This is a genomic window from Streptomyces johnsoniae (assembly GCF_031845565.1).
Lineage (GTDB): Bacteria > Actinomycetota > Actinomycetes > Streptomycetales > Streptomycetaceae > Streptomyces > Streptomyces johnsoniae.
The window spans coordinates 14,732-37,494 of the sequence record NZ_JAVREV010000009.1; the positions used below are offsets into that span (position 1 = coordinate 14,732).

A 22,763-nucleotide genomic window follows, 5' to 3' on the forward strand; every position below is an offset into this window, starting at 1 on the left:
CCGCGGCGCGGCCGCGGCTACCGGTCCGCGTCCGGCGTCGGCGCGACCGCGGCCAGCCCTTCGTGCAGCCACCACAAGTCAAGCTCCGTCGTCTCGTCGGCGTGCCAGACCTCCAGGCCCGTCCCCTTGGCGCTCAGCGCGGCCAGGCCCTGCTGCGCGGACAGGCGCGGCAGCATCACCTGCCAGAACCCGGTGACGGAGCGCCGCAGGGGCCACTCGGGGTCGCTGCGCGCGAGCACCGCGATGCCCACCACGGCGGCCGTGATCGCCCCGACCGCGTCCTCGAGCGACACATCCGCCGCCAGACTGCCCTGACCGCTGGCGAAATGCAGCATTCCCCTGACCCAATTCCGCCACTCCAGCCACAGCTTGACCCCGGCGTCCCAGGTCAGGTCGTTGCCGAGGCCGAATCCCGCCCGCAGGACGACGTCCTCCTCCAGGCGCTGGGCCAGGAAGTGCGAGGCGTCGACGAGGAGTTGCAACGGCGCGTCGTGTCCGAGCGGACAATGGGCGATGATGCGGTGGAGCGTGTGCGCGGCGGCGGCTTCCACCGCCTCGCCCAACTCCTTTTTACTGCTGAAGTGAAAGTGCAGGGCCCCGGTGCTCACACCCGCCCGGCTGCTGATCTCGGCCAGCGAGGAATGCGCGAACCCGCCCCGGTCGAAAGCCTCGGCCGCCGAACGGATCAACTCCTGGCGTGTGCGCATCGCGCGGTCCTGCCTGGCCATCCAGTCGCTCCGTGAGTCAAGATCAAGCGGTGTACACCGACGCACACAGGGGGATCGACCCTAGCAGACCCACTGTATGGCACCGATCAACAGACCGTCATGTCTGGCTAAAGTGGCACGGGACCGATGTGCGGCGATCGCAACAACGGGGCACGTGGGGCACCTTGGGGCACCCGTATGGAAGGACTTCCGGCCACCCCTTGGGTAACATCGCGCCGGGCCGAGGCGATTGCCGGATGGCGGATGACGGGCGAGGAGAAGGCGGGGCGGGCGTTGACCACCGAGCGGCTGCGGGTGCCCGTCGGCGCCGACGCCGAACGGTGGGTGACCCGGCGGGCGGCGCGGCGTGCCCTGTTCGTGGTGCACAACGTGACCTCCGCGACCCGCCTGCTGGACGTCCTGCCGCTGCTCGACAGCGATCCACGCCTCCAGCTGCTGGCCACCTGCACCGGCTCCTCGCCGTTCCTCGCGGGCGTTCCCGAGGCGCTGGAGACGATGGGACTGCCCGTGCTGCCCTGGGAGCAGGCGGTGCGGCTGCCCGTGCACCTGGCCGTCACGGCCAGTTACGGCGGCGGGCTGCACGCGCTGCCCGGCCGCCTGGTGACCCTGTCGCACGGGGTGGGCTACAACAAGAAATTACGGTCGGCGTCCGGCGCGGACGGGCCGGCGGCCTTCGGCTTCGGCCCCGAGTGGCAGTTGCACGGAGGCCGGCCGATAGCGGCCGCGACCGTTCTCTCGCACCCCGAGCAGCTGGAGCGGCTGGCCGCGGCCTGCCCCGAGGCGGCACCGACCGCCGTGCTCGCCGGTGACCCGTGCTACGACCGGATTCTGGCCGAACTGCCGCTGCGTGAACGGTTCCGGCGGGCGTTCGGCGTGGCCGACGGCCAGCGGCTGGTCGTGGTGAACTCCACCTGGGGGCAGCGTTCCCTGTTCGGCGACGGCGGCGAGGCCGACCCGCTGCTCTCGCTGCTGCCGCGGCTGACCGCGGAGCTGCCGGCCGACGAGTACCGCACGGCCGCCGTGCTGCACCCCAACGTCTGGCACGGGCACGGCCCCGGACAGGTGCGGGCCTGGCTCGCGGAGGCGCGCCGCGGCGGGCTGACGCTCATCCCGCCGCTCGGGCCATGGCGGCAGGCGCTCATCGCCGCCGACTGCGTCATCGGGGACCACGGCTCCGTCACGTTCTACGCGGCGGCGATCGGCCGCCCCGTGCTCATGGCCGCCTTCCCCGACGAGGATCTGGACCCCGGCTCCCCCGTCGCCTCCCTGGGCCGGGCCGCGCCGCGGCTGGCCCCCCACCGCGGGCTGCGCGCCCAGCTGGACGAGCTGATGGGGCGGCACGTGCCCGGCCGTTACGCGGCGCTCGGCGCCCTGTCGAGTTCGGCCCCCGGCGGCTCCGCGGCCCTGCTGCGCACGCTGTTCTACGACCTGCTCGGCCTGCCGGAGCCGCACGGGCGGCCCGCCGCCCTGGCCCGGCTGCCCCTGCCCGCCCCGGCGGCCGAGGAACGCACCGCGCCGCTGCGCGTCCTGACCCGGGTGTGCGCGGGCGCGGCGCCCGAGGTCGCGGTGGCCCGCTACGCGGGCGCCACGGCGGAGCCTGCGGCGGACGGCTTCGAGGACGCCCACACGGTGGTGCACGAGGACGGGCTCGACGTCACACGGCTGGAGGTCGCCGACGTGATCGTGCGGTACGGCGCCGTGGACGATCCGCGTACGGGCCCCCCGCGGGCGTGGGCGGCGGAGGTCCTGGAGCGGCACCGGCACTGCCGGCTGGCCGCGTACGTCACCGGGCCCGACAGCTGCACCGTCCTGGTGCGCGGCGGCCGGGCGTTGCGGCTGACGGCGGAGCCGGAACCGTCGGGCCGCGTGGACCTGTGCGACCCGGCCGCCTACGCCTCGGCGCTCCACGCCTGGCTGACGGCGGGGAGTTCACTCCCCGGCGGCCTCGTGGTGCGGACCGGCGGGACGCGGCACCGCGTCCGCGTCGAGCCCGACGGCTGACCACGCCACGGCGGCGGGCCGTCGGGCGAGGGCCTCCAACTGCCGGACGACACAGGCGAGCGGCGCCGTCGCATCGATCTCGGCATCGGCCGTCGCCCGCAACAGCGGCTCGACCCCGGCCAGGTCCGCCAGGATCGCGGCGCGCTCCTCGGGCCGCTTGCCGTAGGGGTTGCCGGTGCGTGCCGCGACGCGGTCCATCAGGACCGCGGCGGGCGCGCTCAGCAGCACCACCCGACTGGGTGTGGCGCGAGGCGGCCATGAAGGATCTGCTCGCCGGGCACGGCGACGGCAGCCTGTTCGTGGCGGGCTGCAAGAGCAATCAGGGGGACTTCTACCCGCTGTTCGACCGGGCGGAGCCGTCCGGCAGCGTCACCCGGTGGCTCCACCGGTCGGTGTCGGTGTCGGTGTCGACGGCGCGGTGCCCGCGGTCGGCCAGGGCCCGGAGCGCGGTCGACTTGCCGGTGCCCGACATTCCGGTGATCAAGACCTTCGGCATGCCAGGGGCGTACGCGGCGCGCGGCGGTCAGGAGGCTCCGAGGCCGCGCAGGCGTTCGTCGATGCGGGCCACGAGGGCGTCGTTCCCCGTCCGCGCGTACAGAGCGCGCGCCGTGCGCAGGTGCTCCGCCTCGGCCCGCGGCTCGGAAAGCTCCATGGCACAGCGCGCCAGCAGCCGCGCGCACTCGGCCTGTTGCATCGGCGCGCCGTCGGCGGCCATCGCGGCGGACGCCTCCCTCAGCGGCGTCCGGGCGGCGCCCGGGTCCCCGGCGTCGAGAAACGTCTCGCCCAGGCTCATCTTCACCCGCGCCTCGTTGTACGGGTCGGGTGCCGGAAGCTCGGTGAACAGTGCGAGCGCGTTGAGCAGTTGGGTCGTGGCCTCGTCCGTGCGGCGCCCCAGGCGCAGCGCGCGCCCGCTGTGGTGGGCCAGGATCGCCAGCGCACGCGGCACGTCGGCGGCGCCGTCCTGCTCCTGGGCGATGAGGCCGAGCCGGTGCCTGGCCTCGGCGAAACGGGACTCGGCCTCCTCGTACCGCCACTGGTCGAGCCGCAGCAGACCCAGCACCTCCAGGGCGGTGGCCTCGCCACGGTGGTGCCCGGCGCGCCGGTCGGACTCCGCCGCCCGGGCCAGCTGCCGTTCGGCTTCTTCGTACCGGCCGAGCCCTTTGAGGGCGAACGCCAGCTGGACCCGCATCCGGCCCTCGGCGCGGGGGTCCCCGAACGCCTCGGCACAGCGCCGGGCCGCGGCCACACCGCGCTGGTGCGTCTCGGCCCACTGCCGGTGGAAGCCGCATTTGAGGTGCAGGCCCCACAGCGCTTCGCACAGCTGCCAGACCAGGTCGTCGAAGCCGTGGTCGTCCGCGGCGCGCACGGCCTCGGCCAGGTTCTCCCGTTCGCGCAGCAGCCAGTCCAGGCCGGTCGCCGCGGCCTCGCTCCGAGGCAGGCCGCGTTCGGCGTAGGCGGGGCCGAGCCGCCAACGGCCGGGCAGGACCGCGCTGTCGGCCGCGGCCGCCTCGCGCAGATACCAGCGGACGATGCGGCCCGTGGCGCGCGCGGACTCCTGCGGACCGTCCGTCAGGGCCGCGCGCTGCTCGGCGTGGCGGCGGATGACGTCGTGATAGCGGTAGCGCTCCTCGCCCGTCTCCTCGACGAGGTGGGCGGCGGCCAGCTCTTCGAGCAGGGCGCGCGCGGCGGCCTCGTCCCCGTCCCCCGCCGCCGCGGCGGCGGCGCCGACGGAGATGTCCGGCCAGGGGCGGAGGCCTAGCAGCCGGTACAGGCGGGCGGCGGGCGCGCCGAGCTCGCGGTAGGACAGGTCCGTGGCCCGGAAGGCCGCGGTGTCGTCCGGCCCGCTGTGCATCGCCCCCTCCTCCCGTTCCCCGTCGCCGCCGCCGTCGCCGGCTTCGGCCTCGGTGAAGTCCCGGAGAATCCGCTCCCAGCTGAGGTGTTCCCGCCCCGCGGCACGCGCACCCGTGGCGCACAGCGTCAGCGGCAGCCCGGCGCACCGCCCGGCGACGGCCTCGGCGTGTTCGCGGCCCTCGGCGACGCGGTCGGGGCCGACGAGGCGGGCCAGCAGGCGGAGCGAGTCCTCCGGGGGGAGCGGGCCGAGCCGGATGACACGGGCCCCGTGGTCCCTGACCAGCTCGGGCAGCCGGTAGCGGCTGGTGACCATCACCAGCGACCGCGGCGCGGCGGTCAGCAGCGGCGCGACCTGCGCCGCCGAATGCGCGTTGTCCAGCAGCACCAGGAGCCGCCGCTCGGCGGTCAGGTCGCGGTACAGGTCGAGCAGGCGCTGCTCGTCACCGGAGATTCGGCCGGCCGGGACACCGAGAACGGCGAGGAAACGGGCGAGGACGTCGGAGGGGGCGACGGCGGTGGCCGCCGCGGCGCCCCTGAGGTCGGCGTGGAGCTGCCCGTCGGGGAAACGTTCGGCGAGGAGCCGGGCGCAGTGCACGGCGGTCGCGGTCTTGCCGATGCCGCCGGGGCCGATGAGGACCACGATGCCGGGGTGGCCGAGGGCCTCCTCGCCGAGCCCGTCCGCCAGGTCCCGCACGTCGGCGAGCACGTGCTCCCGGTCGGTGAAGACGGCCGTGCCCGGCGGCAGCAGGCGTGGGCGGGCCGTCGCGCCACGCGGGCCGCCAGCCCCGCCGACCGCGGCCGAATCCCGCAGCCACAGCTCCAGGTCGCGGGCGAACGCGGGATCGCGGGCGGCCTCCTGGAACAGCCGCTCCGCCAGCTCCCGGCGCTCCTGCGGCCCGTCGGGCAGGGCAGTGCCGCCGTCGGCGTCGCGGCGCAGCGATCTGCGCACCAGGCCGGACAGGGCCTCGGACATGCGCCGCCCGAACTCGCCGGTGGCCCCCGACAGGGCGTCTGAGGTCACCGTCTCGACCGCCGACACCACCGCCGACATGGTCAGCAGTTCCATTCAGCCTCCCCCGCCGCGTGGGGAAACACGTTAGCCGACGCGGGAGTTGGTCACACGTCCGGTCCGGCCGGTCACGGCCAGGTGCGGGGCTGCGGGGGCGTGGTACCGCCGACCAGGTAGCCGGTGAGCACCGCGGCGGCCGGGGCGAGCGCGGCCAGCGGCCAGGTCATGCCGTGCGCGTTCTCCGTCCAGCCCTCCCACATATCGGAGAAGTTGTCGATGAACATCTCGAACGCACCCTTCGCGCCGTCGGTCGCCTCGGAGGCCAGCACGGCGGTCGCGAAGGTCTCGCCGAGCAGCATGGCGACCACGGCCAGCGCCCCGGCGGTCCAGTAGGCCGCGGGCTGTCCGGGGGCGAGCTTCGCGGCCGGCAGGCCGATCAGGGCGCCCACGGCCGCGGCGAGCCAGGTCAGCTGGGCGACGTCGATCTCGGTGTCGCCGTTGCGGGCCGCGTCCTCGATCAGGGACTCGAAGTCGACGACCATGCCCGTGAGGAAGCCGTACAGCAGGGCCAGCGCGAGGGCGGCGGCCAGGCTCACCAGGATGGCCACCCCGGGCTGGGGCCTGCGGGCGTAGGGCGCCGGCGGTGGCGGCGGCGCGGGCGGGCCCATGCCGGGCTGCGGATAGCCGTACCCCGGCTGCTGCGGGTAGCCGTACCCGGGTTGTTGCGGGTAGCCGTACCCGGGCTGTTGCGGGTAGCCGTACCCGGGCTGTCCCGGCTGCGGCTGGTGTGGGTGTTGCTGTTGGTGCTGCCAAGGCTGGCTCATGATTCCCCCTGTGGCCGTGACGACGTGACGGTCGGCACGGGCTCAGCCGGTGTAGACGACGGTGCAGACCAGGACGGATTCGGCGTCCGCGGTCCACCACCAGTAGGTGTTCTGGTCGTTGGCCGACTGCCGGCACGCGTCGTCCGTCACCGTCGCCGGGGCGGAGTAGACGCCGGTGACGTTGTACAGCTGGCTGTAGGGCGGAACGATGCCGCCTTCGCAGTCCACCCAGCTCATGAGGTTGGCGCTGCCGTCCGCCATGCCGAGGAAGCACTGCCCGACCTCGAACTGCCGGGTGACGCAGAGGGCCACGGTCTCGGCCCCCGAGCTGTAGGACAGGTAGGAACGGCCGGCGTCCACGGGGCAGGCGCTCACCGAGTCCGCCGTGTCCGACACCCAGACGCCGGCGGCGTCGTCGTCGCACGAGACGGGGTCGGGGGTGTCGCTGACCCATTCGGTCTCGGAAATCATCCAGTTGTTGAGACAGTCGCCCGCGGAAACCTGCTGGTACAGCTCCAGCGTCGGGTCCGTCGGCGTGGGCGTCGGGGTGGGGGTCGGAGTCGGGGTGGGCGTCGGCGTGGGCGAGCCGCCGATGTCGCCGAGCCCTTCGGTCGAGCCGCCGCCGGACCCGTCGAGACCCTGATCCTCAAGGCCGGGTATCTCGCCGAGGTCCCCGCCGTCGATCGCCCCCGGACCGCCGATGCCGGGAGCGGCGGCGGATGCGTTGCCGCGCGCGTCGGCGCCGGTGGCCTTGGCGAGGCCGAACGAAAGGGCCACCGCGGCCACGACGACGATCGCGAGGATGCCGAGCCGACGCCCGTCATTGCCGCCCGCGCCCGGCCCCGGAACGGGCCCCGGCTGCCCTGGGACAGGCCCCGGCTGCGGACCCGCGTAGGGCCCGCCTGGTATACCACTCATGCTTCTTCCCCCGTGACACATGCTGTGCTCATGTTCTGCGCGGGTCAGGCTAGCAACCACGGGCCCCCTGGGCACAATTGTTCGCCGGTCGGCCAGACCGGACTCGCCCTCGGCAACGGACCTGCGCACCCACTTGTGCGCGGTCGTCCGGGAGACACCCATCTCAGCGGCGACATGGGCGACAGGGCGACCCGAACGAACCCGCTCGACCAGCAGCCGCCTGCCATGAACCGTCAGCCGGGCATTACGGTGGGACATGAAGACCTCCATGCGGTGCAGTCCTAGACAGCTCCACCACATCGGAGGTCTTCGCCATGATCAAGCCCCAACGAGTGTCAACAACGCTTGTGAGCAATACACCTAGCTGGTGCTCCCGTGTGGGTTCGTGTTCTGTCCAGCGGGCTCGGTGGTCGATCGTCGTCGGCTGCGGCTGCGGCGAGCCGTTGCCCGGTGGTGTCCGCGCCGGGTGGGTCGGTGGTCTCCGTGGATCAGCAGGTGGTGGTCGGCATCGCTGCCGATGCCGACCCGCGTTCCGGACCGGGGTGGAACGGGCCACGGCCATCACGTGGCCGGGGCCGCGTGCGGTCGTAGGACTCGGGACCGGTCGGCCCGGGAACCTTCGGCCGATGCCGCGGGGGACATGCGCGCATATGCTGCCGCAGCGAATGCGACCGATCACGAGGAGCGTCCCATGCCCGCCACCGGTCAGAGCCATATCCGTATCGCCCGGCCGTCTCGCGACCTCGTCGCGGCGGAACACTTCTGGGTCAGCGGGCTCGGGCTGAGCGTACTGTTCCGAGCGGAGAGCGAAGGCGGACCGGACGAACACGACCTGTTGATGGTCGGCTGGCCGGACGCCTCCTGGCATCTGGAGCTCGTCCAGGACGCCGCCGTTGAACCGCGCCCAACCGAGGAAGACCTGCTCGTCGTCTACCTCGACGAGCAGGTACCGCAAGCGGTGCTCTCACGCCTGGAAGCCCACGGCGGTAAGCGCGTGCGGTCGCGTAACCCGTACTGGGACGCGTGGGGCGCCACCATCCAGGACCCGGACGGCTACCGGCTGGTACTCAGCACCCGCGGCTGGACCAACTCCTAGTGCCGCGTCAGCCAAGGTTTGCCCGTCAAGGAGCGGCGATCCGGTGCGGTGCATCGCAAGGCGCCGGATCGCAGCTCGTACTTGGCCGTACTCGCAAGATTCGGCAACGCAGCGAGGTGCCGTGCCGGGCGTCGCGACGGGGCAAACCTTGGCTGACGGGGCACTAGCCGGGCCCTGGCCAGGGCGGCACGCCCGCCGCGGGTTCGCCTCGGGCGGAAACGCGGGCGGTGGCGGCGCGGGTGGGCAGGCATCGCAGGGGGACGGGGCCCGGTGCGGAGCGAAGGAGTGGCACATGGCGTCGACGGCGGCCTACGACGAGATCGCGGACTGGTACGAGGAGGAGTTCATCGCCGGGCAGCGGTACGGCTCGGGGCGGGACGATCCGCTGGGCCTCGGAGGACTGCTGCGCGACATGCTCGGCGAGGGCGAGGGCACCTGCCTGGAGATCGGCTGCGGCACGGGAATCCATGCCGCGAGCGTGCGTTCGCTGGGCCGGACCCCGGTCGGCGTCGACCTCTCCGGCGGGATGCTGCGCCACGCGCGCGGGCGACTGCCCGCCGCCCGGGCCGACGCGGCGCGGTTGCCGGTGCTGGACGCGTCCGTTCCCGCCGTGCTGGCGATGATGGTGCACACGGACATGCCGCGCTATCCGGCGGTGCTGGCCGAGGCCGCGCGCGTGCTGCGGCCCGGGGGCGTGCTGGTGCACATCGGTGTGCACCCCTGTTTCTGCGGCGGGTTCGCCGACCGGGGGGACCCGGACGCGGTGGTCATCGGGCCCGGGTATCTCGACGGGCACTGGACGAAGGCGTCGTGGACCGACGGCGGGGTGCGCGACAAGGTCGGGGCCACGCACCTGCCGCTGCCCGAGCTGCTGGGCGCGTTCACCGCCGCGGGCCTGGTGCTGAGCCGGTTCGCCGAGGGCGGGCGGCCCACCCCCGCGGTGCTCGCGGTGCGGGCGGTCAAACCGCACCGGGCCCGCTGACCACGGCCGGCTGTCGGACCCCCCGGCTACGTTGAGGCCATGGACGAATACGCGGTGCCGATCCTGCCCAGCCGGGATCTGGCGGAGACGCTGGCCTTCTATGCCCACCTCGGCTTCGAGCCGCACGGGGACCCGCCGGAGCGGCACCGGTACCTGATCCTGACCCGGGGGACGGTGGAGCTGCACTTCTGGCACCACCCGGAGGTGGACCCGCTGTCCACCGCGGCGAGTTGCTACGTGCGCGTGCGGGATGCGGACGCCCTGCACCGCGCCTGGTCGCGGGCCGGGGTGCCGACCGAGGCGGAGACGGGCAGCCGGCTCGTGCCTCCGGTCGACACGGACTACGGGATGCGCGAGTTCGCCCTCGTGGACCGCAGCGGCAATCTCCTGCGTATCGGAAGCCCGCTCCCCGTCGCCTGACGACCACCGGCGGCCGCCTGTCGCGTCAGGTGTTCCTCGGCCGGAAGGTGGCGGAGCCCTGTCGGGAGCGGCGCGGCCACAGGATATCTTGATGTCGAGCAATGTTGCATACGTGGAGCGGAGCACCCGGTGACTGACTCGACCATCATCTATACCCACACTGATGAGGCCCCGGCCCTGGCGACGTATTCGTTCTTGCCCGTGGTGGAGGCCTACGCCTCGACCGCCGGGGTGCGTGTGGAGCGGCGTGACATCTCGCTCGCGGGCCGCATCATCGCCGGCTTCCCCGACTACCTGGAGCCTGCGCAGCGCATCGGCGACGCCCTCGCCGAGCTGGGCGAGCTGGCGCAGACGCCCGAGGCCAACATCATCAAGCTGCCCAACATCTCGGCGTCGATCCCGCAGCTGAAGGCGGCGATCGCCGAGCTGAAGGAGCAGGGATACGCGCTGCCCGACTACCCGGACGACCCGAAGACCGACGAGGAGCGCGACATCCGCGCCCGTTACGACAAGGTCAAGGGCAGCGCGGTCAACCCGGTGCTGCGCGAGGGCAACTCCGACCGCAGGGCGCCGGCGTCGGTCAAGAGCTACGCCCGGGCGAACCCGCACCGCATGGGGGCGTGGTCGCCCGATTCGCGGACGCACGTCGCGCACATGACCGCCGATGACTTCCGCTCCACCGAGAAGTCCGCGATCGTCGCCGAGTCCGGCTCGCTGCGCATCGAGCTGGCCGGGGACGACGGCAGCACCACCGTGCTGCGCGAGTCGGTGCCGGTGCTGGCGGGCGAGATCGTGGACGCCTCCGTGATGCGGGTGGGCGCGCTGCGCGAGTTCCTGGCGGCGCAGGTCGCCCGCGCCAAGGCGGAGGGCGTGCTGTTCTCGGTGCACCTGAAGGCCACGATGATGAAGGTGTCCGACCCGATCATCTTCGGCCACGTGGTGCGGGCCTTCTTCCCGAAGACCTTCGCCGAGCACGGCGCGGCGCTCGCCGCGGCCGGGCTGACGCCGAACGACGGCCTGGGCGGCATCTTCAAGGGCCTTGAGGCGCTGCCGAACGGCGACGCGATCAAGGAGTCCTTCGACGCCGAGCTGGCGGAGGGCCCGGCCCTGGCGATGGTCGACTCCGACCGCGGCATCAGCAACCTGCACGTGCCGAGCGATGTCATCGTCGACGCCTCCATGCCGGCGATGATCCGCACCTCGGGCCACATGTGGGGGCCGGACGGCGAGGAGGCCGACACGCTCGCGGTCATCCCCGACAGCAGCTACGCGGGCATCTACCAGGCCGTGATCGACGACTGCCGGGCGAACGGCGCGTACGACCCGGCGACGATGGGTTCGGTGCCGAACGTCGGCCTGATGGCGCAGAAGGCCGAGGAGTACGGCAGCCACGACAAGACGTTCGAGATCCCGGCGACCGGCACGGTCCGGGTGCTCGACGGCGAGGGCGACGCGGTCCTGGAGCACGCGGTGAGCGCCGGGGACGTGTGGCGCATGTGCCAGACCAAGGACATTCCCGTCCAGGACTGGGTCAAGCTGGCCGTGAGCCGCGCCCGGGCCACCGGTGACCCGGCCGTGTTCTGGCTGGACGCGACGCGGGCGCACGACGCCGCCCTCATCGAGAAGGTCAGGGCCTGCCTGCCGGAGCACGACACCGAGGGCCTGACCATCGAGATCATGGCGCCGGTCGAGGCGATCACGTTCTCGCTGGAGCGCATCCGCCGCGGCGAGAACACGATCTCGGTCACCGGGAACGTGCTGCGCGACTACCTGACCGACCTGTTCCCGATCCTGGAGCTGGGCACGAGCGCGAAGATGCTCTCCGTCGTGCCGCTCATCAACGGCGGCGGCCTGTTCGAGACCGGCGCCGGCGGCTCGGCGCCCAAGCACGTCCAGCAGCTGGTCAAGGAGAACTACCTGCGCTGGGACAGCCTGGGCGAGTTCCTGGCGCTCGCGGTCAGCTTCGAGCACCTGGCGCAGACCACGGGCAACGCGCGGGCCCAGGTGCTCGCCGACACGCTGGACCGGGCGACCGGCACGTTCCTGAGCGAGAACAAGTCGCCGAGCCGGCGGCTCGGCGGCATCGACAACCGCGGCAGCCACTTCTACCTGGCTCTCTACTGGGCCCAGGAGCTGGCCGCGCAGGGCGACGACGCCGAGCTGGCGAAGGCGTTCGCCGGGCTGGCCAGGACGCTGGCCGAGCAGGAGGAGACGATCGTGGGGCAGCTGACCGCGGTGCAGGGCTCCCCGGCCGACATCGGCGGGTACTACCAGCCCGACGGGGAGAAGGCCACGGCCGTCATGCGCCCGTCGGCCGCGCTCAACGAGGCACTCGCGACCCTCGTCTGATGCACACGTGTCCGCCCCGGCCGGCTTCGTCCGGCCGGGGCGGTCTCTCGCCAGGGCCTGGGCCCCGGTGGCGCCGCGGCCCCTCGACCCGGCTCTGATCTTCTCTGATCTTCTCCGTGGCGGAACGAGCCCGCCGTGACCGCCCGCGATGGCCGCCGGGCGGGGTGGCGGGGTCAGCCCTCCTCGCCCTCCTCGTCGCCTTCGAAGAAGTCGCCGACCTCGTCGACGACTTCGGCGGCCACCATGCCACCCACCACGCCGACGGCAAGGCCGGCGGCGCCCGCCGCGATCACCGTTCCCATGCCGGGGCCGGAGCCGTGGTGCTCGTCGTGGCCGTGGTCCTCGCTCTTGTGCGCCCAGCCGCCGTCGTGCGGCGGGTGACCGTGCGAGGCGTATGCGGCGCGGTGCTCCACCAGTGCGCGGACCCACGCGTCGACCTCGGCGGCCCAGTCGGTGTGGGCGACGCTGTCGTGGCTGACCGCGTGCCGGCCGAGCGTGTCGTGGCCGCCGGAGAAGAACCCGCCGCGCTTGTCGGCCTCCAGGACGATCTCCACGCCGCCGGGGGAGGCGAGGAAGGTGAGCTCGATCTCGTTGACCGCGTGGGCGTAGTGCGGCGGCGGGGTCAGCTCGATCTCCTGGTAGAACGGGAGTTGCTGGCCCGTGCCGTGCACGTGCCCAAGCTCCAGATCGGCCGAGACGAAGCCGAAGCCCAGGCCGCCGAGCGCCTCAAGGACCGCCTCCTGCACGGGCAGCGGGCCGATCGTCAACGGGTCCAGGTCGCCCTTGTCCCGGGCGCCGGCCACCGCGAGTTCGGTGCGCACTCCCAGCACGATGCCGAGCGGCTGGCCGTACAGCTCGGTGAGCGGGGTTTCCCAGGGCAGCGTGACGGCGAAGGGGACCGCGTGCCGTTCGCCCTCGGCGAGGCGGAACCCGCCGCCGACGGTGAACCGTTCGAAGATGACGGCGCCTTCGTCCTCGCCGTCGTGGCCCTCGGCCTCCACGCGCGCGAGCAGTTCGAGGGTGATGTGCTCGATGTCGACGTCGGCGTTCCCGCCTTCGAGGTGGACCTGCCCGTGCAGCGGCCCGCCGGGCAGCACCGCGCCGCCCTCCAGGACCGTGTCCACCGTGGGGCCGCCCATGCCGAGCGAGCCGAGCAGCCTTTTGAACACCATCGTGGCGTTCACTCCTTTACGCATTGGTGAGGGTCGGCACCGCGCCGCGGCGGCGGGCGGCAGGCCCGTGGGCCGCGCGGGGCGGGGCGCATGACGGTACGCGGAAACCGGCGCTCGCGGTTTCTACACGCCTGTAGAAGAATAGTTGCCCCCCGGCGACCCGCCCGCGCTTGCGGGCATCCGGCGGAAGAAAGGCCGAAAGGCACCCCCGACAGGCACACCCCCGCACCTCCCGGCAGCAACTTTACCGACCCTTTACTATGGGGCTCAGTGCCCGTCCGATCTTTGAAGGAGCAGCAGCCCTCATGGGCGAACCACCCAGTACCAACCGTGTCGTTCCCGGCCCAGCAGTGACGAGCAACGGGGCGGGGGTGGCACGGTGACCGAGATCCTGCTGCTTCTCGTGGCCCTCGCGCTGATCCTCGCCTGCGCCGTCTTCGTCGCCGCCGAGTTCTCCCTGACCACCATCGAGCGCGGCGAGCTGGAACGCGCCGCGCGGGCGGGCGAGCGCGGCGCCGAGGGTGCACTCGCGGCCGTCCGGCGCCTGACGTTCCAGCTCTCCGGCGCCCAGCTGGGCATCACGGTGACCTCGCTGGTGATCGGCATGCTCGCCGAGCCCTCCCTCGCCTCGCTGCTGCGCGGGCCGCTCGAGTCGGCCGGTCTCGGCGGTGGCGCCTCCCCGGCGGCCACCGTGCTCGGCGTGGTGATCTCCACGATCGCGCTCATGGTGATCGGCGAGCTGGTCCCGAAGAACTGGGCGATCTCGCGCCCGCTGGCCGTCGCCAAGGTGGTGGCCGGCCCGCAGCGCGGCTTCACCGCCGCCTTCGGGCCGCTGATCCGGCACCTGAACAGCACGGCGAACCGCCTCGTGCGCCGCGCAGGTCTCGAACCGGCGGAGGAGCTGGCCTCGGCCCGCACCCCGCAGGAGCTGGTCGCGCTGGCCCGCCACTCGGCGGCCCAGGGCGTGCTGCCGCCCGATTCGGCCGAGCTGTTCGTGCGCACGCTGCACCTGAGCGAGCTGACGGCGGAGAACGTCATGACACCGCGCGTGGACGTGCACGCGCTGCCCGTCTCCGCCACCGCCGCGGACGCGGCGGCCCTCACCAGGGCCACCGGCCACTCCAGGTTCCCGGTCTACCGGGACATCCTCGACGACGTGGTCGGCACCGTTCACATCAAGGACGTGCTGGCCCTGGCCGCGGACCGGCGGGCCGCCACCCCGGTCACCGGGCTGATGACCGAACCGCTGCCGGTGCCCGACACCCTGCCGGTCGACCGGCTGCTTGAGCAGTTGCGCGGCACCGCGTCCATGGCGCTGGTCGTCGACGAGTACGGCGGCACGGCGGGCGTGGCGACACTGGAGGACATCATCGAGGAAGTCGTCGGCGAGGTCCGCGACGAGCACGATCCGGAGGAGGCGCCCGACCTGGCGCCCGCCGGGCCCGGCGCGTGGGAGGCGGACGGCGGGCTGCGCGTCGACGCGCTGTCGTCCATCGGCATGTCCGTGCCCGAGGGTCCCTACGAGACCGTCGCGGGACTGCTGGCCGCCGTCCTCAGCCGCATTCCGGCCACCGGCGACACCGCCGAGGTGGACGGCTGGCGGCTGACCGTCCTGGCCACGGCGCACCACCGCGCCGACCGGGTCAGGATCGCCGCGCCCGGCCCGTCCGCCACTGCCCCTGGGGAAGCCCGATGACCGCCTTCCAGCTCGCCCTCGGCGCCCTGACGCTGCTGACCAACGCGTTCTTCGTGGGAGCCGAGTTCGCCCTGATCTCCGTGCGCCGCGACCAGATCGAGCCGCGGGCCGAGGCCGGCCAGCGGCGCGCGCGCACCGTGCTGTGGGCCCTCGAACACCTCTCCCCCATGATGGCCACCGCACAGCTGGGCATCACCGTCTCCTCGCTCGTCCTCGGGGCGGTCGCCGAGCCGGCCATCGCCCATCTGCTCGAACCGGCCTTCGAGGCCGCCAGCGTTCCCCACGCCCTGGTGCACCCGATCGCCTTCACGATCGCCCTGGCGCTGGCCACCTATCTCCACATGCTCATCGGCGAGATGATCCCCAAGAACATCGCGCTGGCCGCCCCCGAACGCACCGCCCTGGCGCTGGGCCCGGCGCTGGTCGCCCTCACCCGTGCGCTGAAGCCGGTGATCTTCGGCATCAACGCGTTCGCCAACACGCTGCTGCGGCTGATGAAGGTCGAGCCGAAGGACGAGGTGGCGTCGGTCTTCACCGACGACGAACTCGCCCGCATCGTGAAGGACTCCAGCGACGCCGGTCTGCTGGAGGCGGCCGAGAGCGAACGGCTGCGCGACGCGCTCGCCCTCGGCACCAAGACCGTCGCGGAGATCACCGTCCCGGCCGGGCGGATGATGACGGTCGACCACCGCACCACGCCGCGCCGGCTCGAACAGGCCGCCGCGACCTCGGGGTTCTCGCGGTTCCCCGTCACCGGGCCCGGCACCACGGTCCTGGGCTTCCTGCACGTGAAGGACGCGCTGGAGGCGGAGTCCGTGGACAGGCCGTTCCCGCGGGAGGCCCTGCGCCCGATCACCCGCATCCGCCCGGAGACGCCGCTGGACGACGCCCTCACGGCGATGCGCGCCGGAAGCACGCACCTGGCCGCGGTCATCAGCGACCGGGGGTCGCTGCTCGGATTCGTCACGATGGAGGACGTCCTGACCGAGCTGGTCGGCCCGCCGCCCGCCCGGCGCTGACGCTGCCCCGCCGCGCGGAACGGTCAGGACCGGGATTGACTGGCGAGTGCCGTGGTACTCAATACCGTTCCGTGCGGCGACCGCAGCAAGGAGCGCATCCGTGTCCGACATCCTCACCGGCCAGTGGCCGCTGAGCTGGAGCATCGCCGTCTTCCTGTTGGCGGGGCTGGTGACCGTCGTGGGCAGCGTCCGGCTGGCCACGCTCGGCGACGTGCTGGCCGACCGGACGGGCCGGGGCGAGGCGCTGTTCGGTGCGGTGTTCTTCGGCGTGGTGACGTCCCTGTCCGGGATCGTGATGACGGCGGTCACCGCCGCCGCCGACCAGCCGGAGCTGGCATACAGCAACGCGGTCGGCGGCATCGCGGCGCAGACCCTGGCCGTCGCCGCGGCCGATGCCACCTACCGGCGGGTGAACCTGGAGCACGCCGCCGCCTCCCTGCCGAACCTCCTCTTCGGCTGCCTGCTCATCGGCCTGCTCGGCATCGCCCTGATGGCCGCCTTCAGCCCCGATGTCACCGTGCTCGGCCTGCACCCCGCCTCCGCCTTCATGATCGCCTTCTACTGGGGCGGCATCCGGCTGATCAGCGACCGCCCGCGCCCCATGTGGGTGGCGGTGCGGACCCTGGAGACCGTGCCGGACGTGCCGCAGCCGGGCGGCGAGGCGCAGGCGCGGCGCACCGGCACGCTGTGGGCCGAGTTCCTCGGTGTCGCCGCCGTCGTGGTGGTCGGCGGCTGGGTCATCGCCCGCGCCGCGGAGACGCTGGTGGCGAGCACAGGACTGAGCGCGGGCTTCGTGGGCGCGGTGCTCATGGGCATCGTCAACGCGCTGCCCGAGACCGTCACCGCCATCGCGGCCGTGCGGCGCGGCGCGGTCACCCTCGCCATCGCGGCCGTGATCGGCGGCAACTGCCTGGACGTGCTCAACCTCGTGATCGGCGATCTCGCCTACGGTGGCGGTTCCCTCTTCCACGCCGCGGGCCCCGACCAGCTGTTCCTCACCGCCGCCGCCCTGGTGATGACGAGCGTGCTGCTCGGCGGGCTCCTGGTGCGGCAGGAACGCGGCTGGTGGCGCCTGGGGTTCGACGGCGTCCTGCTGATCGCCGTCTACGCCGGCACGGTGGCCGTCCTCGCCTTCTGACGAACCCTGCCGCCCCATCTTTCCCACCGGGCCCACGCTGCCGTGGAATGGGCGGCATGGATGCGAAGCCCGACCACGCCACGACCACGCCCCGCCCGGGGCACTACCTGCTCGACCCCGACCGTTCGGCCGTCACGTTCACCATGAAGTCCGTCTTCGGGCTCGCCCCGGTGCGCGGCTCGTTCGCCATCGGATCGGGCACGGCCGACGTCGCCGAGCCGCTCGGGGAGTCCCGGGCACACGCGGTGATCGAGGCGGGGAGCTTCCGGACGGGGAGCGCCAAGCGGGACGAGCACGTACGTTCCCCGCGGTTCCTCGACACGGAGGCGCACCCGCTGATCACCTTCGTCTCGGCGCACGGGGACCGCGCGGACCCCGCCGTCCTCGCCGGAACGCTCACCGTCCGCGGCGTCGAACAGCCCGTGGAGCTGACGATCGAACGGGCGCAGGTGTCGGCCGGGGAATTCACCGTCCGGGCCACCGCCTCCGTCGACCGGGTCGCCTTCGGGGTGAGCGCGTCCCGCGGCATGACCGGGCGCCACCTCGGCGTGACGCTGGACGTGACGTTCGTGCGCTCCTGACGCCCCGAACGGCACCCGCGTCAGGGCCGCGCCGCCGCCCTGGCAACGCCGTTCGCTGCGCCGGGGGTTGACGGCCCCCGGCGCCTGCTCTACGTTCCGGCCAGTATTCCGAATGGCATTCGTCATTTCGAACGTGGAGCCGCCGCATGCCCCGCCCCCTCACGCCCCCCGCCCCACCAGGACCGTTCGCGGTCTGACCCCTGTACCCGCCCGGCCGCGCGGGAGCTGTCGCACGCACGTCACTGGGAGCGCTCCCAACCGCCTCGCGCGGCGCTCGGCCTGAAACGTTACAAGGAGGTTTCTCATGCCCCCCACTTCCCTGGCGCTCCCCCGTGAGCGCCGACGGCACCGGCGCGCGGGACTGCTGCTCGCGGTGCTCGCCCTGCTGCTGTGCGGCGGTACCGCCGTCGTGCCGCAGCAGGCGGCGGCGGCACCCGCCGTCGACACCGACGCCTGGTACGTGCTGGTCAACCGGAACAGCGGCAAGGCACTCGACGTGTACGACCTCGCGACCCACGACGGGGCGGAGATCGTGCAGTGGACCCGCAACGACGGGGCCTGGCAGCAGTGGCAGTTCGTCGACGCGGGTGACGGCTACTACCAGGTGCGCTCCCGGCACAGCGGCAAGTACCTCGACGTACTCGACTCCTCCACCGCCGACGGCGCCGCCATCGTGCAGTGGGCCGACGAGGGCCGCGCCAGCCAGCAGTTCAGGCTGGAGGAGTCCGCGGGCGGCGCCGTGCGGCTGATCAACCGCAACAGCGGCAAGGCCCTGGACGTGCTCGACTTCTCCACCGAGGACGGCGGCCGGGTCGTCCAGTGGCCGGACCTGGACGGCGCCAACCAGCAGTGGCAGATGATCGAACTCGGCGGGGGAACGGCCGGCACGTTCACCAACCCGATCAAGCGCAACGGGCCCGACCCCTGGCTCCAGTACCACGACGGGTACTACTACCTGGCGACGACCACGTGGAACTCCACGATCACGATGCGCCGCTCCGAGACGCTGAGCGGGCTGGCGAGCGCGCAGGATACCGTGCTGTTCGACCTGTCGGGCATGCCGAACGGCTGCTGCAACATGTGGGCGCCGGAGTTCCACCTCCTCGACGGGCCCAACGGACCGCGCTGGTACCTGTACTACGTGGCGGGGCAGAACGTTCCCGACTTCAATCCCACGCAGCGGCTGCACGTTCTGGAGAGCGAGGGTACGGACCCGATGGGCCCGTACCACTTCAAGGCCGATCTGGGGAACGACTGGCAGCTCGACCCCAGCATCCTGACGGTCGACGGCGAGCTGTACCTGCTGGGCAGCATTCACGACGGCACGCAGAGCCTGTCGATCACCCCGCTGAGCAACCCCTGGACGCTCGGCGGCCAGCGGCGGACCATCAGCTCCCCCACGCTGCCCTGGGAGCAGCAGTCGGGCGCGGTGAACGAGGGTGCGGAGGCGCTCTACCACGACGGCCGGATCATGATCGTCTACTCGGCGAGCGCCTGCTGGGGCCCGGACTACAAGCTCGGCCTGCTCACGCTGACCGGCAGCGATCCGCTGAACCGGGACCACTGGACGAAGCACCCCGACCCCGTGTTCGAACGGGACGACGCCGCCGGGGTGTTCGCGCCCGGCCACAACGGGTTCTTCACCTCGCCCGACGGCACCGAGGACTGGATCGTCTACCACGCCAACGATTCGGCCGGCGGCGGTTGCGACATGAACAGGTCCACCCGCGCCCAGCGGTTCACCTGGAACGACGACGGCACCCCCGACTTCGGCACCCCGGTGCCGACCGGCGTGGAACTCCCGGCCCCGTCCGGCGAGTGACCGGCCGCACTTTCGCGGCGGAACGCGCCATGAGAAAGCGGTAACAGCACGTACACCAAGAAGGCAAAAGGAGAGCATATGAGCAAGGACCGAAGGCGCGCGGGAGCGCGGCCGTCCCGGCGGCGGCTGCTGGGCGGCCTGCTGACCGCGGGCGCCCTGGCGATGACGTCGCTGGCCGGCGCGACCGGGCTGCCCAGCGCGGCGGCCGAGGTGCAGGCGGCGGCCTACCCCAACCCCGGGGCGGTCACCGGGGACATCGGCGTGCACGACCCGACGTTCGTCAAACGGCCGTCGGGCGACTACCTGGTGGCACACACGGGTGACAACATCGCCCTGAAGACGTCGACGGACCGCACCGCGTTCCGGAACGCCGGGAGCGTCTTCCCCAACGGGGCGCCCTGGACGACGGAGTACACCGGTGGCAGCCGCAACCTCTGGGCGCCGCACCTCACTTACCAGAACGGCCAGTACTACCTGTACTACTCGGCGTCGAGCTTCGGCTCGAACCACTCGGCGATCTTCCTGGCGACCAGCCCGAGCGGCGATTCGGGTACGTGGACGGACCGGGGCCTGGTGGTCGAATCGCAGTCGTCGGACGACTTCAACGCGATCGATCCCGACCTCGTGGTGGACGACGACGGCCGCTGGTGGCTGTCGTTCGGCTCGTTCTGGTCGGGGCTCAAGATGGTGGAGATCGACCCGTCCACCGGCAAGCGCGCCGGCGGGAGCATGCACGCCATCGCCGGGCGGGGCGGCGGCGCCATCGAGGCGCCGACCGTCTTCAAACGCGGGGACTACTACTACCTCTTCGTGTCGTTCGACCTGTGCTGCCGGGGCGCGGACAGCACCTACCGGGTGATGGTCGGCCGGGCGACGAGCGTCACCGGGCCGTACTACGACAGGAACGGCGTGGCGATGAACGCGGGCGGCGGCACCGAGGTCCTGGCCGGGCACGGCAGCATCAACGGGCCCGGGCACCAGGACGTCTTCGCCGACTCCGACAACGACATCCTCGCCTACCACTACTACGCGGACGACGGCAGGTCCCTGCTGGGCATCAACTGGCTGGGCTGGGACGCCGAGGGCTGGCCCTACGTGCACTGACCGGACCGGCGGCGGTGCGGCGCGGCCGTTGCGGCGGGGGCTGCCCCGCCGCAACGGCCGACCGCGCTACTCGGCCGGCACCAGCTGGAGGCGGCGGACGAGGTCGGCCCTGCGGTTGACCTGCATCTTGCGGTAGATCCTGGTCAGGTGCTGGCCGACCGTGCTCTGCGTGATGAACAGCCGTTCGGAGATCTCCCGGTTCGTGCAGCCCTCCCGGACCAGCACGGCGACCCGCCGCTCCGCACCGCTCAGCGCGGGCCCGTGCTCCCGTTCGCCGCCGCCCCCCGCCACGACGAACCCCGCCTCCCCGGCGAACGCGTCGATCCGCTCCCGCAGCGGACGGGTGCCCAGGTCCCCGGCGAGCCGTCCGGCCAGGCCCAGCAGGCGTTCGGCGCGCGCGCACTCGCCGGTCGCGTGGCAGTGGCGGGCCAGGGCGAGCAGCGCGCCGGCGTATTCGAAGGCGTGGCGCGACCGGCTCAGGAGCCGGACGGCGTCCTCCAGCGGCTTCCTGCGGTGTTCCGGACTCAGGGTGCCGGCCAGGCCGCAGCAGTTCGAGCGAGACGCGCCGGTAGTGGGGGAAGCGTTCGATCGTGCCGACCAGGTGCGTCATGCGGTGGACCGCGTCGACGGCACTGGTGAGCACAAGCAGCACGGGCAGTTCCTTCAGGCGGTGCGCCAGGTAGGCCAGGGTCCGGGCCGAGCCCTCGTCCGCCAGGTGCACGTCGTCGACGTACAGCAGGACCGCGCCCTCCGCCGTGGCGCGGGCCAGCGCGTCGAACAGGGCGCGGGGGGCACTGTCGTGCGCCTCCGGCGCCCGCAGGTCGGGGTGCGGCGGCAGGCGGTGCAGCTGTTCCAGGAGGCCGGCGCGCACATCACGCTCCGCCTCGCAGGCGTTGACGCCGACGACGTGGCCGCCCGCGGCCCCGGCGTGATCGGCGAGGGCGGTGACGACGGTGGTCCTGCCGCTGGCGACGGGACCGCTCACCAGCACGACCCGGCCGGTCCGTTCCGTTTGCACCTGTGTGAAAAGACCGGTCAGCCGCCGGATTTCATGCCGCCGAATCATGGGTCACTTCACCCCTCTCGCACGGCCCGAGTCGGCCGGAAAGTGGATGTCCTCGTCGTTGGTCTTTGATGGACGCGGCCGCACAAAGGGTGTTGTCGCTGCCTGCGTTGGCAACGTACCAGCGCACAGCGTTGTGCGGGTGAGGGGTTTGGCGCGGCTTAAGGGCCGGACCGGCGGCTGCGTGCCGAACGGCGCACCGCGCCTATTGAACGGGGCGGCCATCGCGCCCTTGCGCGGATTCGGCGTTCTGAAGTGCCGTTGAAGCGGCACTTGCAATGGTGGCCGGGATACCTGGTTTCAGGCCGCCTTTTTCTCGGCGGCGTCCCGCCGCCAGGCCACTCCGAGCGGTGCCGCGGACAGCAGCAGGAGCAGTACCGTGACGGGCAGCGGCCAGGCGGGCACGTCGGCCGTCTGGGTCGTGCGCCACTGGAGTCCGCACAGCGGCAGCAGGGCGACCCCGAGGCCGGCGTTGAACAGCAGCAGGCTCTTGGCGGTGCGGCGGGCGGAGGCCGCGGTGGCGGGGCGGTTGTGGGAGACCGCGGCGGCCCTGGCCCAGGGGTCGGCGGGCTCGGGCATCTCGTCCAGCGGGGTGCTGCGGGCGGCCCACGCGGCGCAGGCGGCCAGGAGCAAGGTGACCCCGGCATACAGGTAGACGGGGACGAAGGCGCTCAGGACGGTCTTGTCCGTCCAGGCGTCGACGCCGCCCGGGCCGATGTGCCGGGGCAGCCGGTCGGGCAGGTCGGGGTAGCGCACCGCGCCCCAGGCGGTCATGGCGGCGAGCAGCAGCAGGCTCGGGACCAGCCAGGCCCACGGCGGCCTTCTGCGCCGGCTTCCGGGTGGGGCGGCCACGTCCTGCTCCGTCCTCCTCGTCCTGCGGTCGTCCGCCACCGAGCCTAAGGCCCACCCCGGGGGGCGGCGTGGGCCGGGCCGGTCTCAGGGGTCGGGGCGGTCTCAGGGGTCGGGGCGGGTCTCAGGGGTCGGGGCGGG

The 22,763-nt window shown here is 72.9% G+C and carries 20 protein-coding genes and 2 pseudogenes; 11 read left to right on the forward strand and 11 right to left on the reverse strand.

Annotated features, from left to right (window positions below):
• Positions 1-17: 17 nt before the first annotated feature.
• On the reverse strand, positions 18-728 hold the full coding sequence (locus RM779_RS17150) for a ScbR family autoregulator-binding transcription factor (protein ID WP_311618583.1): 711 nt from the start codon (positions 726-728) through the stop codon (positions 18-20).
• Between the two features lie 243 nt (positions 729-971).
• Between RM779_RS17150 and RM779_RS17155 the strand changes: the two genes are divergently transcribed.
• Entirely contained in the window at positions 972-2,729 is a 1,758-nt protein-coding gene (locus RM779_RS17155) for a hypothetical protein (RefSeq protein ID WP_311618584.1), read from the forward strand.
• Here RM779_RS17155 and RM779_RS17160 read toward each other — a convergent pair.
• From RM779_RS17160 to RM779_RS33735, 6 genes and pseudogenes are all read right to left on the reverse strand, one after another.
• Positions 2,658-2,960 carry a nucleoside/nucleotide kinase family protein gene (locus tag RM779_RS17160; protein ID WP_311618585.1) on the reverse strand — a complete coding sequence of 101 codons (303 nt, stop codon included), beginning with the start codon at positions 2,958-2,960 and terminating at the stop codon, positions 2,658-2,660. The genes RM779_RS17155 and RM779_RS17160 overlap by 72 nt on opposite strands.
• A gap of 100 nt (positions 2,961-3,060) precedes the next feature.
• Positions 3,061-3,225, reverse strand: a complete 165-nt coding sequence (locus RM779_RS17165) for an RNase adapter RapZ (RefSeq protein ID WP_311618586.1) — start codon at positions 3,223-3,225, stop codon at positions 3,061-3,063.
• A 27-nt stretch (positions 3,226-3,252) separates the two neighbouring features.
• Positions 3,253-5,646, reverse strand: a complete 2,394-nt coding sequence (locus tag RM779_RS17170; RefSeq protein WP_311618587.1) for an ATP-binding protein — start codon at positions 5,644-5,646, stop codon at positions 3,253-3,255.
• A 71-nt stretch (positions 5,647-5,717) separates the two neighbouring features.
• The gene (locus tag RM779_RS17175; protein WP_311618588.1) at positions 5,718-6,413 is read right to left on the reverse strand and encodes a hypothetical protein; all 696 of its coding nucleotides are present in this window, start codon (positions 6,411-6,413) and stop codon (positions 5,718-5,720) included.
• A gap of 42 nt (positions 6,414-6,455) precedes the next feature.
• Positions 6,456-7,331, reverse strand: coding sequence for an LppU/SCO3897 family protein (locus RM779_RS17180; RefSeq protein ID WP_394813334.1), 876 nt, complete (start codon positions 7,329-7,331; stop codon positions 6,456-6,458).
• Between the two features lie 83 nt (positions 7,332-7,414).
• A pseudogene (locus RM779_RS33735) lies at positions 7,415-7,589 on the reverse strand (helix-turn-helix domain-containing protein); the annotation flags it as partial.
• 433 nt (positions 7,590-8,022) lie between these two features.
• Between RM779_RS33735 and RM779_RS17185 the strand changes: the two are divergent.
• The 4 genes from RM779_RS17185 to RM779_RS17200 all read left to right on the forward strand — a co-directional run bounded on the left by RM779_RS17185 (position 8,023) and on the right by RM779_RS17200 (position 12,178).
• Entirely contained in the window at positions 8,023-8,427 is a 405-nt protein-coding gene (locus tag RM779_RS17185) for a VOC family protein (RefSeq protein ID WP_311618589.1), read from the forward strand.
• A 292-nt stretch (positions 8,428-8,719) separates the two neighbouring features.
• A complete protein-coding gene (locus RM779_RS17190) occupies positions 8,720-9,409 on the forward strand; it encodes a class I SAM-dependent methyltransferase (protein WP_311618590.1) in 690 nt (229 codons plus the stop codon).
• 39 nt (positions 9,410-9,448) lie between these two features.
• Entirely contained in the window at positions 9,449-9,829 is a 381-nt protein-coding gene (locus RM779_RS17195; protein ID WP_311618591.1) for a bleomycin resistance protein, read from the forward strand.
• 129 nt (positions 9,830-9,958) lie between these two features.
• Positions 9,959-12,178 carry an NADP-dependent isocitrate dehydrogenase gene (locus tag RM779_RS17200; RefSeq protein WP_311618592.1) on the forward strand — a complete coding sequence of 740 codons (2,220 nt, stop codon included), beginning with the start codon at positions 9,959-9,961 and terminating at the stop codon, positions 12,176-12,178.
• Positions 12,179-12,351: 173 nt separating this feature from the next.
• Here the strand turns inward: RM779_RS17200 and RM779_RS17205 are convergent, their stop codons facing one another.
• Positions 12,352-13,350, reverse strand: coding sequence for a sporulation protein (locus RM779_RS17205; RefSeq protein WP_311618593.1), 999 nt, complete (start codon positions 13,348-13,350; stop codon positions 12,352-12,354).
• 379 nt (positions 13,351-13,729) lie between these two features.
• Here RM779_RS17205 and RM779_RS17210 point away from each other — a divergent pair, with 379 nt between their 5' ends.
• The 6 genes from RM779_RS17210 (at position 13,730) to RM779_RS17235 (ending at position 20,710) form a co-directional block, all read left to right on the forward strand.
• Positions 13,730-15,046 (forward strand): hemolysin family protein, encoded by a 1,317-nt coding sequence (locus tag RM779_RS17210; RefSeq protein WP_311618594.1) that lies wholly within the window; start codon positions 13,730-13,732, stop codon positions 15,044-15,046.
• On the forward strand, positions 15,043-16,065 hold the full coding sequence (locus tag RM779_RS17215; RefSeq protein ID WP_311618595.1) for a hemolysin family protein: 1,023 nt from the start codon (positions 15,043-15,045) through the stop codon (positions 16,063-16,065). The genes RM779_RS17210 and RM779_RS17215 overlap by 4 nt, the downstream gene beginning before the upstream one ends.
• A gap of 109 nt (positions 16,066-16,174) precedes the next feature.
• Positions 16,175-17,203 (forward strand): sodium:calcium antiporter, encoded by a 1,029-nt coding sequence (locus tag RM779_RS17220; protein WP_311618812.1) that lies wholly within the window; start codon positions 16,175-16,177, stop codon positions 17,201-17,203.
• Positions 17,204-17,259: 56 nt separating this feature from the next.
• Positions 17,260-17,784, forward strand: coding sequence for a YceI family protein (locus RM779_RS17225; protein ID WP_311618596.1), 525 nt, complete (start codon positions 17,260-17,262; stop codon positions 17,782-17,784).
• Positions 17,785-18,088: 304 nt separating this feature from the next.
• Positions 18,089-19,606 (forward strand): family 43 glycosylhydrolase, encoded by a 1,518-nt coding sequence (locus tag RM779_RS17230; protein WP_311618597.1) that lies wholly within the window; start codon positions 18,089-18,091, stop codon positions 19,604-19,606.
• A 78-nt stretch (positions 19,607-19,684) separates the two neighbouring features.
• Complete coding sequence (locus RM779_RS17235; RefSeq protein WP_311618598.1) at positions 19,685-20,710, forward strand: arabinan endo-1,5-alpha-L-arabinosidase; 1,026 nt, start codon at positions 19,685-19,687, stop codon at positions 20,708-20,710.
• Positions 20,711-20,776: 66 nt separating this feature from the next.
• Here RM779_RS17235 and RM779_RS17240 read toward each other — a convergent pair whose 3' ends face one another.
• From RM779_RS17240 to RM779_RS17250, 3 genes and pseudogenes are all read right to left on the reverse strand, one after another.
• Entirely contained in the window at positions 20,777-21,001 is a 225-nt protein-coding gene (locus RM779_RS17240; RefSeq protein WP_311618599.1) for a helix-turn-helix domain-containing protein, read from the reverse strand.
• 400 nt (positions 21,002-21,401) lie between these two features.
• Positions 21,402-21,776 (reverse strand): annotated as a pseudogene (locus RM779_RS33740) (ATP-binding protein); the annotation flags it as partial.
• Positions 21,777-22,073: 297 nt separating this feature from the next.
• A complete protein-coding gene (locus RM779_RS17250) occupies positions 22,074-22,625 on the reverse strand; it encodes a DUF1648 domain-containing protein (protein WP_311618601.1) in 552 nt (183 codons plus the stop codon).
• Between the last annotated feature and the right edge of the window lie 138 nt (positions 22,626-22,763).

Excerpts from the sequence above, each read along its gene's own strand:
- RM779_RS17215 (WP_311618595.1), top strand. The coding sequence starts at position 15,043 with ATGACCGCCTTCCAGCTCGCCCTCGGCGCCCTGACGCTGCTGACCAAC.
- RM779_RS17175 (WP_311618588.1), bottom strand. The coding sequence starts at position 6,413 with ATGAGCCAGCCTTGGCAGCACCAACAGCAACACCCACACCAGCCGCAG.
- RM779_RS17225 (WP_311618596.1), top strand. The coding sequence starts at position 17,260 with ATGGATGCGAAGCCCGACCACGCCACGACCACGCCCCGCCCGGGGCAC.
- RM779_RS17180 (WP_394813334.1), bottom strand. The coding sequence starts at position 7,331 with ATGAGTGGTATACCAGGCGGGCCCTACGCGGGTCCGCAGCCGGGGCCT.
- RM779_RS17155 (WP_311618584.1), top strand. The coding sequence starts at position 972 with ATGACGGGCGAGGAGAAGGCGGGGCGGGCGTTGACCACCGAGCGGCTG.
- RM779_RS17235 (WP_311618598.1), top strand. The coding sequence starts at position 19,685 with ATGAGCAAGGACCGAAGGCGCGCGGGAGCGCGGCCGTCCCGGCGGCGG.
- RM779_RS17195 (WP_311618591.1), top strand. The coding sequence starts at position 9,449 with ATGGACGAATACGCGGTGCCGATCCTGCCCAGCCGGGATCTGGCGGAG.
- RM779_RS17150 (WP_311618583.1), bottom strand. The coding sequence starts at position 728 with ATGGCCAGGCAGGACCGCGCGATGCGCACACGCCAGGAGTTGATCCGT.
- RM779_RS17170 (WP_311618587.1), bottom strand. The coding sequence starts at position 5,646 with ATGGAACTGCTGACCATGTCGGCGGTGGTGTCGGCGGTCGAGACGGTG.
- RM779_RS17165 (WP_311618586.1), bottom strand. The coding sequence starts at position 3,225 with ATGCCGAAGGTCTTGATCACCGGAATGTCGGGCACCGGCAAGTCGACC.
- RM779_RS17205 (WP_311618593.1), bottom strand. The coding sequence starts at position 13,350 with ATGGTGTTCAAAAGGCTGCTCGGCTCGCTCGGCATGGGCGGCCCCACG.
- RM779_RS17230 (WP_311618597.1), top strand. The coding sequence starts at position 18,089 with ATGCCCCCCACTTCCCTGGCGCTCCCCCGTGAGCGCCGACGGCACCGG.
- RM779_RS17185 (WP_311618589.1), top strand. The coding sequence starts at position 8,023 with ATGCCCGCCACCGGTCAGAGCCATATCCGTATCGCCCGGCCGTCTCGC.
- RM779_RS17190 (WP_311618590.1), top strand. The coding sequence starts at position 8,720 with ATGGCGTCGACGGCGGCCTACGACGAGATCGCGGACTGGTACGAGGAG.